This is a genomic window from Paraburkholderia polaris (assembly GCF_012927345.1).
Lineage (GTDB): Bacteria > Pseudomonadota > Gammaproteobacteria > Burkholderiales > Burkholderiaceae > Paraburkholderia > Paraburkholderia polaris.
Window position 1 is genome coordinate 90,466 of sequence record NZ_JABBGJ010000018.1, and the last position, 16,861, is coordinate 107,326.

Annotated in this window: 16 protein-coding genes; 3 read left to right on the plus strand and 13 right to left on the minus strand. The window is 62.7% G+C overall.

What is annotated here, in order from left to right:
• Nucleotides 1-2: 2 nt before the first annotated feature.
• Nucleotides 3-1,355 carry a TRAP transporter large permease gene (locus HHL24_RS18160; RefSeq protein ID WP_169486811.1) on the plus strand — a complete coding sequence of 451 codons (1,353 nt, stop codon included), beginning with the start codon at nt 3-5 and terminating at the stop codon, nt 1,353-1,355.
• A 73-nt stretch (nt 1,356-1,428) separates the two neighbouring features.
• Nucleotides 1,429-2,628 (plus strand): porin, encoded by a 1,200-nt coding sequence (locus HHL24_RS18165; RefSeq protein ID WP_169486812.1) that lies wholly within the window; start codon nt 1,429-1,431, stop codon nt 2,626-2,628.
• A 252-nt stretch (nt 2,629-2,880) separates the two neighbouring features.
• On the opposite strand, the gene HHL24_RS44590 is transcribed toward HHL24_RS18165, so the two are convergent.
• From HHL24_RS44590 to HHL24_RS18180, 3 genes are all read right to left on the minus strand, one after another.
• Entirely contained in the window at nt 2,881-3,114 is a 234-nt protein-coding gene (locus HHL24_RS44590; RefSeq protein WP_329606709.1) for a 4-oxalocrotonate tautomerase, read from the minus strand.
• The gene (locus tag HHL24_RS18175; RefSeq protein ID WP_169486814.1) at nt 3,110-3,886 is read right to left on the minus strand and encodes a class II aldolase/adducin family protein; all 777 of its coding nucleotides are present in this window, start codon (nt 3,884-3,886) and stop codon (nt 3,110-3,112) included. Before HHL24_RS18175 ends, HHL24_RS44590 begins: the two co-directional genes overlap by 5 nt.
• A 142-nt stretch (nt 3,887-4,028) precedes the next feature.
• Nucleotides 4,029-4,997 carry an urea transporter gene (locus HHL24_RS18180; protein WP_169486815.1) on the minus strand — a complete coding sequence of 323 codons (969 nt, stop codon included), beginning with the start codon at nt 4,995-4,997 and terminating at the stop codon, nt 4,029-4,031.
• Nucleotides 4,998-5,305: 308 nt separating this feature from the next.
• Here HHL24_RS18180 and HHL24_RS18185 point away from each other — a divergent pair, with 308 nt between their 5' ends.
• Nucleotides 5,306-5,860, plus strand: a complete 555-nt coding sequence (locus HHL24_RS18185; RefSeq protein ID WP_169486816.1) for a putative glycolipid-binding domain-containing protein — start codon at nt 5,306-5,308, stop codon at nt 5,858-5,860.
• Here HHL24_RS18185 and HHL24_RS18190 read toward each other — a convergent pair.
• The 10 genes from HHL24_RS18190 to HHL24_RS18235 all read right to left on the minus strand — a co-directional run bounded on the left by HHL24_RS18190 (nt 5,835) and on the right by HHL24_RS18235 (nt 16,553).
• Nucleotides 5,835-6,857, minus strand: a complete 1,023-nt coding sequence (locus HHL24_RS18190; protein WP_169486817.1) for an alpha/beta fold hydrolase — start codon at nt 6,855-6,857, stop codon at nt 5,835-5,837. The genes HHL24_RS18185 and HHL24_RS18190 overlap by 26 nt on opposite strands.
• The gene (locus HHL24_RS18195) at nt 6,854-7,735 is read right to left on the minus strand and encodes a metal-dependent hydrolase (RefSeq protein WP_169486818.1); all 882 of its coding nucleotides are present in this window, start codon (nt 7,733-7,735) and stop codon (nt 6,854-6,856) included. Before HHL24_RS18195 ends, HHL24_RS18190 begins: the two co-directional genes overlap by 4 nt.
• Nucleotides 7,736-7,838: 103 nt before the next feature.
• Nucleotides 7,839-8,747, minus strand: coding sequence for an SDR family NAD(P)-dependent oxidoreductase (locus HHL24_RS18200; protein WP_169486819.1), 909 nt, complete (start codon nt 8,745-8,747; stop codon nt 7,839-7,841).
• Between the two features lie 106 nt (nt 8,748-8,853).
• Complete coding sequence (locus HHL24_RS18205; RefSeq protein ID WP_169486820.1) at nt 8,854-10,467, minus strand: flavin-containing monooxygenase; 1,614 nt, start codon at nt 10,465-10,467, stop codon at nt 8,854-8,856.
• Between the two features lie 255 nt (nt 10,468-10,722).
• Nucleotides 10,723-11,622, minus strand: coding sequence for a mechanosensitive ion channel family protein (locus HHL24_RS18210; protein WP_169486821.1), 900 nt, complete (start codon nt 11,620-11,622; stop codon nt 10,723-10,725).
• Nucleotides 11,623-12,042: 420 nt separating this feature from the next.
• The gene (locus tag HHL24_RS18215) at nt 12,043-13,044 is read right to left on the minus strand and encodes a sulfonate ABC transporter substrate-binding protein (RefSeq protein ID WP_169486822.1); all 1,002 of its coding nucleotides are present in this window, start codon (nt 13,042-13,044) and stop codon (nt 12,043-12,045) included.
• Nucleotides 13,045-13,232: 188 nt separating this feature from the next.
• Entirely contained in the window at nt 13,233-14,099 is an 867-nt protein-coding gene (locus tag HHL24_RS18220; RefSeq protein WP_169486823.1) for a MerR family transcriptional regulator, read from the minus strand.
• 191 nt (nt 14,100-14,290) lie between these two features.
• A complete protein-coding gene (locus HHL24_RS18225; RefSeq protein WP_169486824.1) occupies nt 14,291-14,902 on the minus strand; it encodes a GNAT family N-acetyltransferase in 612 nt (203 codons plus the stop codon).
• Between the two features lie 229 nt (nt 14,903-15,131).
• Nucleotides 15,132-15,407 (minus strand): hypothetical protein, encoded by a 276-nt coding sequence (locus HHL24_RS18230; protein ID WP_169486825.1) that lies wholly within the window; start codon nt 15,405-15,407, stop codon nt 15,132-15,134.
• A 162-nt stretch (nt 15,408-15,569) separates the two neighbouring features.
• On the minus strand, nt 15,570-16,553 hold the full coding sequence (locus HHL24_RS18235; protein ID WP_169486826.1) for a LysR family transcriptional regulator: 984 nt from the start codon (nt 16,551-16,553) through the stop codon (nt 15,570-15,572).
• Nucleotides 16,554-16,861: the final 308 nt, after the last annotated feature.

The window sequence follows — 16,861 nt, forward strand, 5'->3', positions numbered from 1 at the left end:
TCATGGAACTTGCCATCCTCTCAGTTAGTTTCCTCGTTTTCCTCGTATTCGGGGTTCCTGTTTCGTTTGCGCTAGGACTCTCATGCGTTCTGACTTATTTGTATGAAGGCTTGCCGGCGGCCACCGCCATGCAGTCGATGATTTCGGGAATGAACGCGTTTTCGTTCCTAGCAGTTCCGTTCTTCATTTTCTCCGGCGAGTTGATGCTGCACGGCGGTATCGCCGACCGCATCCTGCGTTTCGCGCAGGCCACGGTAGGCCATTTCCGCGGCGGACTCGGCATGGCCAACGTGGTCGCGTGCACGCTGTTCGGTGGCGTGTCCGGTTCGCCGACGGCAGACACTTCCGCCATGGGCGGCGTCGTCATTCCCCTGATGAAGCGCGAAGGCTACAGCGCAGCCTATGCGGTCAATGTGACCACCCATTCGTCGTTGGCGGGCGCGCTGATGCCCACGTCGACGAACATGATCATCTATGCATTCGCGGCCCAAGGCATCACCGGGACCTTGGACGGACACCAGATGAGCGGCGTGTCGATCGGCGATCTGTTGTTTTCTGGTCTTTTGCCGGTTCTGTGGGTGATGGGTTTCGTGCTCATTGCTGCGTACTGGCAGGCCGTCAAGTACGGCTATCCGCGTCGCCCTGACGGTTCGACCGAATTGCAACGCTTTCCCGGCTGGTTCGCGGTGGCTCGCACGTTCCTCGGCGCGTTGCCCGGCTTGATGGTGATCGCGATCATTCTGGTCTGCGTGGCCAAGGGCATTGCCACCGCGACGGAAGCGGCCGCTATTGCCGTGGCTTATTCACTGGTGTTGACCATCGTCGTCTATCGCACGATGACGAGGAAGAAGCTCTTTCATGCGCTGTCCAAGGCGGCTAAAACCACCGGCGTGGTGTTGCTGCTGATCGGTGTCTCGAACATGCTGCGCTACCAGATGGCCTATCTGGAGATTCCCGACGCAATCGAACACATGCTCGACGGTGCAACGAGTCACGCCTGGTTGATGTTGCTTTACATCAACGTCATTCAGATATTCCTCGGCACGTTCGTCGACATGGCCGCGCACATTCTGATCACCACGCCGCTGTTTCTGCCGATGGCAATGCACGCCGGCGTTGGCCCGGTGCAGTTCGGGATCATGATTTTGTTGAACTGTGCATTGGGTCTCGTGCATCCGCCGATCGGTTCGGTGCAGTTCATTGGTTGCGCGATTGGCAATGTGTCGATAGGTGAAACTACCAAGGTGGCGTGGCCTTATTACCTGGCTATCTTCAGCGCGATCAACATTGTGACTTACGTGCCAATGTTTTCAACGTGGTTGCCTAGCCTGATCAATGGCCACCCGGTGTTTTGAATGCTTGATTAAGAGTCGGCGCCGGTGAGGCACTGCCAGCCATGAAGAATAAATTTTTTACAGAGGAGTAGAAATGAAAAAGGCACTAGCAACCTCGGCCCTTGGGTTGGTCGCCCTCGGCGCGCACGCTCAAAGCAGCGTGACGTTGTATGGTATCGTCGACACGGGGATCGGTTATCAGAGCAGCCAGACGTCGCTCGGTTCGACGACGGGCGGTCGCTCGGTCGTCAAGATGATCAACGGCATCTGGGCGGGCAGCCGCTTCGGCCTGAAGGGCGCAGAGGATCTGGGCGGTGGCACGAAGGCGATCTTCCAGTTGGAAGAAGGCTTTAACAGTGCAACCGGTGCGCAGTCCGTCTCCGGTCTGATGTTCAGCCGCCAGGCCTATGTCGGCGTGGCCAATGCCACCTACGGTACGTTCACCGCTGGGCGCCAGTACACGTCGTACTACACGCTGCTGTCGCCTTATAGCCCGACCACGTGGCTGACCGGCGCTTACGGCGCACACCCGGGCGATATCGATTCGCTGGATACGCTGTACCGCGCGAATAACTCGCTGGTGTACACGTCGCCGAACATGTACGGCCTGACGGTGAGCGGTTCGTATTCGCTGGGCGGTGTGGCGGGCAGCACCAATGCCGGTTCGACGATTAGCGGCGCGGTCCAGTACCTGAACGGTCCGTTCGGCATCGCGGCAGGCTACCAGCGCATCAATAACGCGGCGCCGGGCGGCGGTGCGTGGGACGCTAACTCCACGACGTCGAATGCGGGCGCGCAGGCGGGTGTGTCGGGCATCAATAACGGCTACCAGACGGCGCAGGCGCAACAGCGGGTTGCAGTGACGGGCGGCTACGCGTTCAGCTCGCAATGGGACGTCTCGTTCGCCTATTCGAACGTGCAATATATCCCGGGCGTGAACTCGAAGTTCTTCAGCCAGGCGACCTTCAACACGGCTGGCGCAGTGCTGCACTTCAAGCCGCTGACGGCGCTCGATCTGGCTGCTGGCTATAGCTATACGCGCGCAACGGAGTCGAACGGCATTTCGAGCGCGGCTCGCTATCAGCAGTTCAATCTCTCGCAGTACTACAGTCTGTCCAAGCGCACCGGTCTGTACGCGCTGGAAGCCTATCAGCGCGCGAGTGGCCAGACGATCGGAACGAACGGCCGGAGCATCATCGACGCAACGGCTGATATCGGCGACGGCCAGAACGGCGCGCCATCCTCGTCACGCAGCCAGTTCGCGGCAGGTGTGGGCATCATCACCAAGTTCTAATCGTGTAGTGAAGTGGCGGCGTCTGTCGACGCCGTCACGGCGACGCGTTTCAGATATGCGTCGCTCAGAAGTACCGGCTGCGCGCGCAACGCGCGCGGCATTTTCGGCGGCCCCCGGCCTTCGATTCAGTCGTGAAGCCATTTGTCTCTACTACCCGCCGATAGACCCAGTGGAGGCTTTTTCAGCTCACAGGGTGCGAATCCGTGGCGACAATCTGACAGGGTTTAGGCTTTGGCCGACTGTTATGCGCACTCACGCGTCCGGTTCGGACCACAAACGCCCACCTGTCGCCCAGTTTTCGCGTTTGACGTCGGTGAGGATAATGTCCACCGAGTTCGGTTCGACGCCGAGCGATTCGCAGGTCGCTTTGGTGATGGCTTCGACAAACTGGCGTTTTTGTTCCAGCGAGCGGCCTTCGAAGAGTTCGATATGAAACGTGGGCATTGCGCGACTCCGTGATGAGTGAAGTTGGGAAGTGAATTTAATCGCGGTACGTACGATCGAGCCGGTCGAGCTTGCGTAGCAAAGCGGGCCATTCCAGCGCTCCTTCGATCGCACCCCCGTCGTACAGTTGTTCGGCAGTGCGTGCGGCTACGGCATCGCCTGGCACGACGAGCTCACTGCCACATGCTTGCGCCTGCAACTGGATTTCGCAGGCCTTGATCAGCGTCGCCATTAGCACATAGGCTTCGGCGACGGTGCGGCCGGCGGTCAGCGTGCCATGATTTCGCAACAGCATGGCCGGTTTGCCGGCGAGATGCGCGACGAGGCGTTCGCCCTCGGTTGGCGTAAAGGCGAGGCCTTCGTAATCGTGATACGCGAGGTGGCCGTAAAAACGCAGCGCGTGTTGCGAGGCCGGCAGCAAACCGGCCGGTTGAGCGGAGACTGCCACGCCAGCGGTATTGTGCAAGTGCATCACGCAAAAAGCATCGGCGCGTGCCGCGTGCACGGCGGCGTGCAGCGCGAAGCCGGTGGCGTTGACCGGATGCTCGCTCGCGCCGACGATGTTGCCTTCAATATCGATCTTCACCAGGTTCGACGCGCACACTTCGTCGAACGCGAGGCCGAACGGATTGATCAGGAAGTGGCCGGCTTCGCCAGGGACGCTGGCTGAGATATGCGTGTAGACGAGGTCGTCCCAGCCATTGAGCGCCGCGAGGCGGTAGGCGGCGGCCAGGTCGACGCGGGTCTGGTGTTCGGCTTCGGACATCGGCCCCGCCTCGGCGACACGGCCGGCGGGCGTGTGGGTGAACGACATGTCTGTCTCCTGAGATTGCCTGGTGGGCTGTGACTTTGGCCTGAATTTGCGGACTAAATCTGCAGGCTGTGTCTGCGGCCTGAATCATACCCAAACCTGCGGCTTAAGCCCGCGGCTCAAATCTGCCGCTCAAACCCGCCGCCTAACCCGCGCGCCTGATCGATGCAGGCGACCTGGCCGATGCCGATGCCGGCGACGTGGCGCGCCGTTCGCCTTCGGCACGCTCCGCCGGTTCGGGCACTGCCGCACCACGCGTAAGTCGGGCAGTGAGTCGCTGCATGCTCCACGTCGCGAGTACGAACGGCGCCGTCATGGCAGGTAACGCATAGTAAGTGGCCGCCGTTTGCAGAGCGACTGAAAGCGCAACACCGCCGAGCGTCACCGCGATGCCGCAATCGGCCAGCGCGATCGCGGTCAGCGCGCCGTTGAATCCTAACAGGCCCGCGTCGAACGAGCTTGCACTCGCGCCGAGCAGCAGGTGCGCGGCGCTCGCAGAGCCCGCGCCGACCAACGCCCACAGCGCATGCCGCCGTGACGCCGCGGCGATGCCGATCAGCACGAGCAAACCCGGCAGCGCGCCGGACGCAAAGCCGGTTTGCGCGAATCCGGCGAGTACGCCGTTGCTCAATTGCGCTGCGCCGAGCGCGTGCTCGGTGGTGAGGCTCGTTTGCTGAGTGACACGCGTCACCAGCGGAAGCCAAAGCCACGTGACGATCAGACAGGGGCTTGAGAAGCAGCCGAGCCCACGCGCGCGCAGCCAGCGCGACCACGGTTCCAGCAGCCATGCAGTGCCCGTCGCGGCGAGAATCGCCACGGCGGCGGCTGTCGCGTTGTCGGCGATGAAGCTGAACGCGGCGAGACCGGCCAGCGCGCCGTTAAAGCCGTGCAGGCCGGCCCGCGTGTCGTCATCCCCGTAGCCGGCCAATACCGCGCTCACGTTGGCCGCGACCGCACCCATCAGCGCCGCGCATGCGAGGCGCGGATCGCATAGCAGCCACGCGGCGAGCAGGCAGGCGCCGGTGAAAGCGTTGGGCTGCAGCACGATCTGGCCGAGACTACGCAACAAGGTGCGCAAGGCGGCGGATTGTGCTTCGGTTGCGGCAGCGTGCATGGTTTAAGGGGGCGAATTCGATGCGGCGCGACTTTGCCGCGCGCAAGTCAGGCGCACGCAGCGGGTCAGATTGAGAATAAACCGCGAGCATAGGCTACCGGCGCCGCGCCGGGCATCGCCGCCCGTTGATAGTGGCTATTTGCGACACATGCGCACCATGGAACCATGAGCCATGAGGCCATGAGCCGAAACGCCGAAACGCCGAAACGCCGAAACGCCGAAACGCCATGTGTCGGCGAACCGAAAGCTTTCGCGCTACGATAGGAACCCGGCGCGCTTGCCGCGCCGTTCCACAAGGAGACAAGCTGATGCGTGAATTACGGTGGGCATCGGAAGAGGGTGACGGCATCGAACATCTGGCGTTCGACGCGCGCGCGGACGGCTTTGCGGTAGAAAGCGTCGTGGTTGGGCAGCGTTACGGCAAAGCGTATGGCCTGCACTATAAGGTGCACTGCGATACGCAATGGCGCACCACCTATGCGTGGCTAAAGATCGTCGGCGGCGGTGAGCTCGAATTGCGCGGCGACGGCGACGGCCATTGGCGTGATGGCCATGGCCAGGTGTTGAATGCGATCGAAGGCTGCATCGATATCGACATCGCCGCCACGCCCTATACGAACACGTTGCCGATCCGCCGTCTGCAACTGGCCGAAGGCGAGCGCCAGCCGATTTCCGTGGCCTACATTTCGACGCCGGATTTGCAGGTCACGCGTGCTGAGCAGGCGTATTCATGCATCGAGTTGAATCGCGTGTATCGCTACGAAGGCATCTTCCGCAATTTCACCGCGGACCTGACGGTGGATGAAGACGGCCTCGTGATCGACTATCCGACGCTGTTCACGCGCCTGCCGCGCGAGCGTTGACCGTCGAGGTGCCGGGGCCTCCGCTGTCTGCTGGCGGCCGCGCCCGGTGTTGCTCGACAAAGCGTTCGATGCCTGCCGCAATACGCTCGGGTTCGCGCAACACGACCCAATGCCCGGCATCGATTTCAGTGCGGCTATACGCACCGAGCCAGCCTTCGAGTCCAATGGAGAGCTGCGGCCCGACGTAGCGATCGCGCAGCGGCACGATGAATTGCACCGGCGCATGCGCATGGCGTGCGCGCGGATGCAGCAACCTGTCGATGAAATTGGCGCGGTAGAGGTTGAGGCCGTTGATCGCATTGCGCGTTTGCGCAGGATCGCGTTCAGGGCGCACCCGTTCGGTCAGGCGTAGCCATAACGGCCACATGCGTGCGCCGCCCGCGCGCCACACCAGCTCCGGCAGCAACGGCAGGTGAAAGAAGAAGATGTACCAGGATTTGAGCGTCTGCCGAAGACCGCTGCCAAATGGGCGCGTTGCCGCCTGAAGTGGTTTGGGCTGTTCCGCACGATCAGCACCAGCACCAGCACCAGCACCAGCACCAGCACCAGCACCAGCACCAGCACCAGCACCGCCGCCGCGTAAGCCGAACGACGCGTGATCGAGGCACGGCCCGGAGATCGACGTGTACGACGCAATGCGGCCTTTGAAGGCGGGGTCGGTGACCGCTTCCCAGCTTTGAATCGAACCCCAGTCGTGTCCGACCAGGTGAAACGGCCGCGCGCCGCACGTTGCGTCGGCGACGGCCGCGAGATCGGCGGCCAGCCGCTCGAGCCGGTAAGCCGCGCGCGACTCTGGCGCGTCGGATGCGCCCGCGCCACGTACGTCATAGCTGATCACGCGGTAGCGCGCGTCGAGTTGCGCGCGCACCGGTTCCCACACTGCCGCCGAATCCGGATAACCGTGCACGAGCACGATCGGCGGCGCGTCGCGCGGTCCGCTCACGTAGACCGCGAGCCGCACGTCGCCGGCTTCGACCGACAGCGTGTCGCGTATCACGCGGCCGCCCGCACGCCGCGCCGCGCGGCTTTGCGTGCGCTCGGCGTGGCCGCATTGGTCGCGTCGACTGCGGCGACGAGGCCGTCGATGCGCGACAGTTGCGCGCGATTGTCGTGATCCCACGGATGGAAGCCCGGCCGGAAAAAGCTCAGCCATTCACCGGCAATACGCGGAAACACGCCGTGACGCGGGCCGTACAGATATTTCACGACGCGCCACATGCCGCGAATATGGCCGCCGCGTTTGCGATCGGCGATCATCAAACGCAAATGGTAGTCGAACACGATCAGCCAGAACGTCAGCGTGGTGGCGAGCATCGTGCCGGTGCGCAGCAGGTAACGGCCGAGGCCCGGTTTCAGCACGGCATTCCACACGTCGTACGAGACCGATTTGTGCTCCGTTTCTTCAAGCGCATGCCACGTCCACATCTGCGTATAGCCTTCGACCGAACCGCCGATGCGCGAGGCATCTTCCAGCAGCAAGCCGGCCAGCATCGCCGTGTAGTGTTCGAGGCAGACCGTGACCGCGAGTTGATACGAATGCGGCAGGATCTTGCGGCCGAAGTTGAGAATCGCCCACAGCCGCTTGTCGAGCTTATGCGCGGGCAAGCCGGCTTCCTGCAGCAGATCGTTGTATTCGACGTGCTCGCGCGTATGCATCGCTTCCTGGCCGATGAAGCCGAGCACCTGCTTCTTCAGCACGGGGTCGTCGATCTGGTCGCGGTAGTTGCGCACACTGTCCATGAAGAAACGCTCGCCGGCGGGAAAAAGCAGCGAAAGCGCATTGAAGAAGTGTGTCACATGCGAGCCCTGCACGTGCCAATCACAGGCACGTTCCTGCGGTAAGTTGAAACGGAGGTCGCGGCGAACCGGCATCATGGCCTTTCTCCTTATGATCCTTTATGTACTGCTGATTGTGCTGATTGTGCTGACCGGGTTCATTGCCTTGCGCACTGAATGGCATTGAGTGACGGGCGGCGTATCACGCACGCCGGCCGTCCACTTGCGCGGCGCGGCGCGCGCGCTTTTCCGCAATGCGCTTCATGCGGCGTGTTTGCATCACGACCAGCGCCTGATAGGCCGCCGGCAATGTACGCGCCAACCAGTCGGCGGCGCGCGCATCGCGGCCGATCAGCACGCGCCGCTTGTTCTTGCGCACGCCGTCGAGAATCACGCGTGCCGCTTCGTCGGCGGTGGTGATGAAAAACTTCTCGAAGTCGTCCTTGCCTTGCTGTTCAGTTTCCAGCATGAAGCCGACCATGTTCGACGAGATCCGGCTCGATTGCGCGATGCTCGTGCGAATACCGCCCGGATGCACGCAAGTCGCGGATACGCCGCACTTCATCAGATCGAGCTCCTGACGCAACGCTTCGGTAAAGCCGCGCACGGCGAATTTGGTCGCGTTGTAGCCGCTCATGCCGGGCTGCGAGAAGAGGCCGAACACGCTCGACGTGTTGACGATGTGTCCCGCGCCAGACGCCTTGATATACGGCAGAAATGCCTTCGTGCCGTGCACCACGCCCCAGAAATTGATGCCGACGATCCACTCCAGGTCGGCGTACTCCATCCCTTCGATGGTGCTCGACAGCGCTACGCCCGCGTTGTTGAACACGAGGTTCACGCGTTGATGCTGCGCAGCCGTTTCGGCGGCCCAGTCGAACATCGCGGCGCGGTCCGACACGTCGAGCACCCGCGTGGTGATGCGCAGCGGCGAGCCGACGATATGCGGCGCGGCGGCCTGCGCGAGTTGCGCGGTTTCGGCGAGGCTCGTGGCATTGCGGTCAGCGAGCGCGAGGTGGCAGCCTTCGCGCGCCAGCCGGATCGCGAGCGAACGGCCCATGCCCGAGCCTGCGCCGGTGATCGCGGCCACTCTGTCGGTGAAGTTCTTCATTGCTTATCTCCTGTCGACCAGAGTTAGCGCTTTAGCGCCTTACTCTGGTCCCATGCAAAATGGTTGCGGTCCTCTCTGAAGGGTGCCTTGTCGTTGTGCTTTTTTGTCAGGTTGCTTCGGCGGATGTCGTCGTCGCGGTCGTGGCCGCATTGCCGTGCGCATGCACAGGCTGCTGCGAACCCCCATGCCCGCTCAGCGGCTGCGCCGTGGGCGAATACGCGAGGTAGTCGTTCATGCTGAAGGTGCGGGTCGCCTGGCGGAATTTGTAGGCGAATCCTGGCCACAGCGTGGTGTTCTTGCCGGTCTTCGGATCGAGATACCAGCTCTTGCAGCCGCCTGTCGACCAGATCGCGCGGCCGAGTTTTTGCTGGATCTGTTCGTTGTAGGCACGCTCGACATGCGGACGCACTTCGATCGCATCGGTGCGTTCCGTGTTCATCGTCTTCAGTGCCCGCAGAATGTATTCGACCTGCGACTCGATCATGAACACCATCGAGTTGTGGCCGAGACCTGTGTTCGGGCCGACGATCATGAAGAAGTTCGGATAACCAGGCAGTGTCGTACCGAGATACGCATGCGCGCCATCGCGCCACGTATCGACGATATCGACGCCGCCACGCCCACGCACCACGCCGGCCGGAAACGGATCGGCCACCTGAAAACCGGTGCCGAAGATCAGGCAATCGGCCGGATGGCGCGTGCCGTCGGTCGTGATGACCGCGTCTTCTTCCACGCGGGCGATGCCGGCGGTCGTTACCGACACGTTCTGGCGTGACAGCGCCGGGAAGTAATCGTTCGAGATCAGGATGCGCTTGCAGCCCATCGTGTAGTTCGGCGTGAGCGTGGCGCGCAATTGCGGATCGGGCACCTGGCGGTGCAGATGCCGCTCCGCGACTTTCTGCGCGGTCTTCATGAGCGAAGGATGAATCGCAAAGCCGAAGGCGCGCGATTCGAGCATGCAGTAGAGCGCCGAACGCATGATCTTCTGCGTGAATGGCAGATGCTTGAACAACCACTGCTCGAACGGCTTCACCGCGCGGTCGGCCTTCGGCATGATCCACGGCGGCGTGCGCTGGAACAGGTTCAGATGCGAGACGCGCGGCGCGATCTGCGGCACGAACTGGATCGCGCTCGCACCGGTGCCGATGACCGCGACGCGTTTTCCTTCGAGCGAATACGTGTGGTCCCAGTGCTGCGAGTGGAACGCTTTACCCTTGAATGTCTCGATGCCGGGAATGTTCGGGATGGCCGCGCGGGACAGTCCGCCCATGCCTGAAATCAGCACGCGTGCCGACCATTGCTGGCCGTTTGCGAACGTCAGTTGCCAGCGGTGGCGGGATTCGTCGTAGATCGCGGAGGCCAGTTCGTGGCCGAAGCGCAGATGACGCTGGATGCCGAAGCGCTGCGTGCACTCCTCAAGATAAGCACGAATTTCCGGCTGACGCGCGAACATGCAGGTCCAGCGCGGATTCGGGGCGAAGGAGAACGAATAGACGTGGGATTGCACGTCGCAAGCACAGCCGGGGTAGTGGTTGTCGCGCCAGGTACCGCCGACCGACTCGGCCTTTTCGGCGATGATGAAGTCGGTCATGCCGGCTTGCCGTAGCCGGATCGCCATGCCGAGGCCCGCAAAACCGGAGCCGATGATGGCGATATCGGTATCGATGGGCGCGGATGCGTTGGGCGCCGCGTCGTCGAGGGGCATCATGCGTGCGTTCATCCGATCCGTCTCCTTTTGTTCGCTCTTAACTGTTACATTGGTTGATGTAACAATAGAGGCTGTCAACGGATGACGCAAGCAGCGGGTTAGACGGGAAACTCTATGGAGCGGAGAAGGCTGTGGCGCAGGGCTCGGGAGGCTACGGCGCTGGCTGGGGAGGTTCGATACTGATGCAGAACTGCGTGTCGTTCCGCTATGTGAAAAATGCCGGGCGGATTCGCTTCGAAAACCCGTCCGGCTTACCGCTTTAACGCCTTATTGCACTGAAGCCTGCGGCGCGGCAGTCACGCGAGCCGCTGCAGACTCGTCCGTGTCGTTGCTTTGCACGATATGCAGTTCACGTGTGCGGACCGGCAAGCCGCATTGCGCGTCGTTGAGCGTTTGACGGACCTGGCGAGCGAGGTCCCAGCGCATGTCCCAGAACGTGTCGATGTTGGCCCACACGCGGATGTTCAGGACCACGGTGCTGTCGTCGAAACGGGCCACCATCACCTGCGGCGCCGGCTTCTGCAGCGCACGCCGGTCGGCAGCGGCGAGATTGCGCAGCGCGGCCAGCGCCTGATCGACGTCGTCACGCACCGAGATTTCCACTTCCAGATCCAGGCGGCGGGTCGGATTGCGGTTGTAATTGCGGATCGAATTGCTCCACAGCGCGCTGTTCGGCACGTATTCGCAAATGCCGTCGGATTTCGTGAGACGCGTGGTGAACAGGCTGATTTCTTCGACGGTGCCCGAGACATTGCCTGTGCCGGCATCAATCGAATCGCCCACCTTGAACGGCCGCAGCAGTAAAAGCATGATGCCGGCCGCGATGTTTTGCATCGTGCCCTGCAGCGCGAGCCCGATAGCGAGGCCGGCGGCGCCGAGCACGGCGACGATGCTCGCCGTCTGGATTCCCAGTTGCGACAGTGCGCCGATGATCGCGACGACGCGAATGCTCCACAGGCAGGTGTCGCAGATGACCGGACGCAGCGTGGCGTCCATACGCGACTGGCTCGCGAGCAGCCGGTTGAGCGAGCGTGCGACGCGGCGGGCGACCCACCAGCCCACCACCAATATCAATGCGGCCGCGCACAAGTGCATCGAGATCGTGGTGAGTGCGTCCCAAAGGAAGGTCCACTGGTTAGAGTGAATCTGCGTGAGTAGATTCTGCATGGCCTTGACGGTCCTGATTTTCTAGGCGGCGGCGTGTTGTTCGCCGCACGGTTTGTAAGAAGCATGGATGCCGCCGCGTCCGCGTAACACGACTGCAGCGTGAGCGCAACGCAGTGACGAAGAGGTATCCGGAAAATGACGCGAGTAAAGCGTGCGGAGAAGGGACCCTTTCGCAAAAGGAAAGTTCTACCCGTACACCCTTTTTTACAGATTGGGTTCCCGAAGGCGAAAGGGCGGGCGGCGCGCGATAGCGGCGTGAGGGGACGTGTTGTCATGGCCCCGTTATGGATTGAATAACGGGGCCAGTGCAATGTGGCGTTGACCTGAGAAACTATTCCTCAAGCCGCCGCAGCGTCATGACATGATTTGATACGGATGGCGAAGTAATTGGTCGTGCTATGTTTTTTGAACTGCCAACGTCTATTTACCCGCAAGACTGGCTGCCACCTCGCGGTTTTGCCAGACGTTGTCTTTCACTGTGATTTTCTGCGGAATCAGATGCGCGCCGTAAAACGCATCGGCGACGATCTGCTGCGAGCGCACGATCTCGTCGGTCACGGCGGTGGTGCCGTACGGATAGCGGCGCACCCAGGTTTCGACCAGCTTCTGATCCAGACCGACTTTCGGCGCGATCAGCGCGGCGGTGTCGACCGGATGATCGTTCACCCACAGGCCGGTGACGCGCAACTGCCTGAGAACTGCGCCGATCACATCGGGATGCCGCTCGGCGAAGCCGCGCGTGGCCTCATAGAAGTTATAGGGACTGTTTAGATCCGAATAATCGACCAGCGTGCGCGCCTTCAGCGCCTCTTGTGCGGATGCGTAGTAAGGGTCCCAGATCACCCATGCGTCGACGGTGCCGCTTTCGAAGGCGGCGCGCGCGTCCGCGGGCGCCAGATAGACCGGGCGGACGTCTTCGTAACGCAGGCCGGCTTTTTTCAGCGCTTCGAGCAGCAGATAGTTCGAACTCGATCCTTTTTGCAGCGCGACGCGCTTGCCCTTCAATTCCGCCACGCTATGCAGCGTCGAATCGCTTCGGACCAGAATCGCTTCAGCATGACGGCCTGACGGTTCCGCGCCGACGTACACGAAGTTCACGCCACCAGCCTGCGCGAACACTGGCGGGGGCGCCCCGGTATAGCCGAAGTCGAGGCTGTTCGCGTTCAGCGCTTCAAGCAATTGCGGGCCGGCCGGAAATTCGAACCACTTGATGCTGTAGCCGAGCGGCTTGAGTTTTTCGTCGAGCGAGCCTTGCGCCTTGAGGATCGCGAGCAGGCCCGATTTCTGATAACCAATGCGCAGCACGTTGGCCGGCTCGTTGCCGCTGCCAGTGTTGCTGCTCTGCGCGGTCGCGCTCAAGGTGGTGAGCCCCGCTAGCAAGGCGGCGGCGATGTGAAGCGAAATACGGGTATGACGGGCCATGCTGCGAATCTCCATTGCGTTCGATCGATCGAAGATCGTCGCATGGACGTCCCGCAGATCAAACGAAGCAATGCAGATTTGAATATGACGCTCGCGCGAACGCTAAGGGGCATGAAAGCGCCCGCGTAAGCGGCAACAGGAAAGGTGCTTATTGCAACGTGGGTGGCCGCGAGCGGCCGCCTGTCTGGCTATTTTTTGGGTTTATCTTTCTTTGCGGCGGCGCGCTCCACGGCTTTGCTTTCGGACGGATGGCCCAGCTTCTTTTCCATGATCGCCGCGACACGGTCGCCGAGATAATCGCCGGATGCTTCCTCCAGCGCGCGGTTCATTTCGCTTTCGACCAATACCATTGCCAGCGGTCGCACACGCCAGATCGCATCGACCAGGGCGGGGACATCGGCAGGCGGTGGCAGCGCGTCGGCGTCGTAGCGGTCTAGTTGACGGACCACCAGATCGACCAGCGCTTTGGCGACCGCATTGAAATGCGGCCTTGCGACACCCACGGCGTCGAGCAGGTCGGCGAGCGGAATGCCTTCTTTCGCCATGGTCGCGCCGGCGGCCAGCGCCGTGGGGTTGCCGGACACGAAGGAGAGGCCGTTGCGCTCCAGCAAACCCAGATCGACCGCTTTGCCGAGCGCGCTCGGCGAGGCTTTGTCGCCGAACATTTGCAGCAGTTCGATCAGCGAGTATTTTTTCGGCCGTTCGCGCGACCAGCGGCCGCCGATCGCGGTTTCAAGGCCGAGGATCGAACGTAGATCGTGGCCTTCGTCGACGGCCATGATCAGGTCCTGGATGTTCGCGAGCGTGTAGCCGCGCGTGAGCAGATGGTTGATCAGCTTCAGACGCGATACATGCGTGTCGTCATACACGCCGACGCGGCCGCGCTTTTCCGGCGGCGCGAGCAGGCCGCGGTCCTGATAGGCGCGCACGTTGCGCACGGTGGTGTCGGTGACGCGCGCGAGTTCGTCGACCGTGTATTCGTTGCGCGGGGTGTCGCTTGCCGGGACGCTCGGGGCGTCGGGCAAGGGCGGAAAGGGGGGCAGCGTATTGGGCATGGGGGGATTTTAACGCGGTGGCCAACGCGGTGGCTAACGCGGTGGCTAACGCGGCGGCCAGTGCGGCGGCCAGGGCTGCGGCCGCGGTGCCGGCTAAAGCGGCAGTTCGAGGCGTGGGGCCGCGCGGAGCGGCGGGAAAGGGCTGCCTCGCGACAAGCAGCCTTTCCGAGGCCGGGGAGACACGCGGCGCTTTATCCGCGTCCCTGCGCGGCGTCGTCCGGCACGGATGAATCGCCGAGCCCCAAGGTGCGCTGCATCAGCGTGGTGTCGAGCCAGCGGCCATGCTTGAACCCAACTGCCTTCAATGTGCCGGTCAGTTCGAAACCCAGTTGTGCATGCAGGGACAGCGACCCGCCGCTGCCGCCGTCGGCGATCACGGCGACCATCTGGCGCCACGGTCCGGTTTCGCAGCGTTCGATCAGCGCCTGCAATAACACGCGCCCCAGGCCTCGGCCGCGATATGCGTCGCTCACGTAGATTGAATCTTCGATCGTGTTGCGATAGGCGGCGCGCGGCCGGTAAGGCGTCGCGTAGCAATAGCCGGCGACTGCGCCGTCGATCTCGGCCACCATGTAGGGCAACCCGTGACTGCGCACCGACGCGAGCCGCGTGCGCAGGTCGTCGACGGAAGGCGGCATTTCTTCGAACGAAGCGACGCCGGTCAGTACGTGGTGCGCGTAGATCGCCTGGATCGCGGGCAGGTCGGCTTCGGTGGCGTCGCGGATCACGGGCGCGGTGGGCGGCAGGGTGGCGGCCGAGTCGGCTGAATGGGGCGTGGAGGGCGCGGGGCGGGTGGTGCTCATACGTGATCCTGTCGTGGCCAGTGGTTCTGGGGATAGGTTTTACTATGCCCGCCGAGCGCACGAATTTGAAGCGAGTCAAAAATCGCCCCAATCTATAGGGAGTATCAGCGCATCCACGGGTGACCGGCGTGATCCCGCGCCTGGCGTGGAGCGCCACGGCCATGCGGCCGTGGCGGGCCCTACGGATTTTCGTCGCGAAGATGCCCGCGCGTGGCGTGCATTCCGGCGATCAGTTATGCGAGTACGTATCCGGCTGCGTCACATGCTCACGGTGATGCTTTGCCTTGTGCTTCGGCTTGGCCTTGGCCCGCGCATGCGCGGCGGATTGTGGTTGCTGCTGGGCTTGCGGCTGTTGAGCCTGCGCGCCTGGCGCGGGTGCCGGATGGGCATTGCCGGACGGCAGCGTGCTCTGGCCTTCGCCGAAGCGATAAGTCTGCGAGGTTTGCGCGTACGCGGTGGCGGACAGCGTCAGGGCGGCAACCGCGAGGCCAATCGAAAACTTCATGAATCTATCCTCCTTCTGAACGAGCCCGTGAGGATACCGCACTGCGGATCGCGGCGAGCGGGTTGCCGGCTTGCAGGCCAGCGAGGGTGTCGACGGTATCGCTGGTGTCGGTGGCTTCGGTCCCTGCAAATGCGGACGATTGGGTCGGTGACGCGAAGTCGGTCATGTCTGCTCCGGATGTTTGATGCGCGTACGCGAGACGCGCGTTTCGCGCTGTAGCAGCGCATCGTGTTCCTGGGCGGGATGCAGCACGACGCCTTCGAGCAGTTCGCGGGTCGCGCGTTCGATCGATTGCAGCAGCGCGTCGACGGCGGCGCGGCGCGGTTTGCCCGCCGGTGTCACAACGCCGAAGAAAAACGGAATCGCGCAGTCGAGCGGCCGCGCCGTCACGCCTTCAATCGATAGGCCGAGACCGGTGGCGGGATCGACGATCGCGACACCGGCCCCGGCGCGAGCGGCCATCACCGCATTCAAGGATGCATTGGTTTCGAGAAACACGTCGGCGGAAATGCGCGTGGCCGCGAACGCCGCGTCGATTCGATGCCGCAACCGAAACCGGTTCGCCACGGTGACGATGCGCCGCTTCGCCAGATCGCGCAGCGCAATGTGCGGCAGAGCGGCGAGCGGGTCGCCGCTCTGCACGAGCGCCACGCAGGGCGCTTCGGCGATCCAGTGGATGTCGAGTCCCGCATGCCCGATCGGTAAGGTGACCAGACCGATATCCGCGGTACGGGTCAGGATTTCATGCACGACATGTTCCGCCGACAAACTGCGTAACTGGAATTGCGGCGCGTGACCGAGCGGCGGCAGCGAGGCGATGGCGGGCGGCACGATCGACGCAGCCAGTGCGGGTGTGGCCGCCACGCGCAGCGGCTCCGCTTCGCTGAGGCCGATGGCGCGCGCCCGTTGCTCGATGCTCTTGAGCCCGATCAGCGAGCGCTCGACTTCTTCGTAAAGCAGAAACGCACGATGCGTCGGCGTGACACGCGGGCCATTGCGATTGAACAGTGCATAGCCGAGATCCGCTTCGAGCTCCTGGATCTGGCGCGTGACGGCCGGCTGCGAGCGTTCGAGCAAACGTCCCGCACCAGTGATGCTGCCGGCGGACATGACCGCCGAAAACGCTTCGAGTTGATGCAGCTCCATGGCTCGCCCTGGCAATTCGGTCCGCGCATTGTAGGGTCGTCTAAATACGGGATTTATATAATCAATTCCGATATCGACAGCCGAAAAAATGCGAAGCGGATCGGCGGGAGAGTGCGTGGCGTCTCAGGTTTCGTTCTATACGGCGCGTGTCGAAAGAAAGAAAAATCAATGGCATCAAGGCGATGCCTTAGCGTGTCTGCGCATGACCATGAGTCGAGGCTCATCACGTCGTCTTGTGCGCGCAGAGGCAGGTTCGCCAACGTGATAACCATATTCCCAAAACTTCGTTGGGTCGCCGGAATTCACCG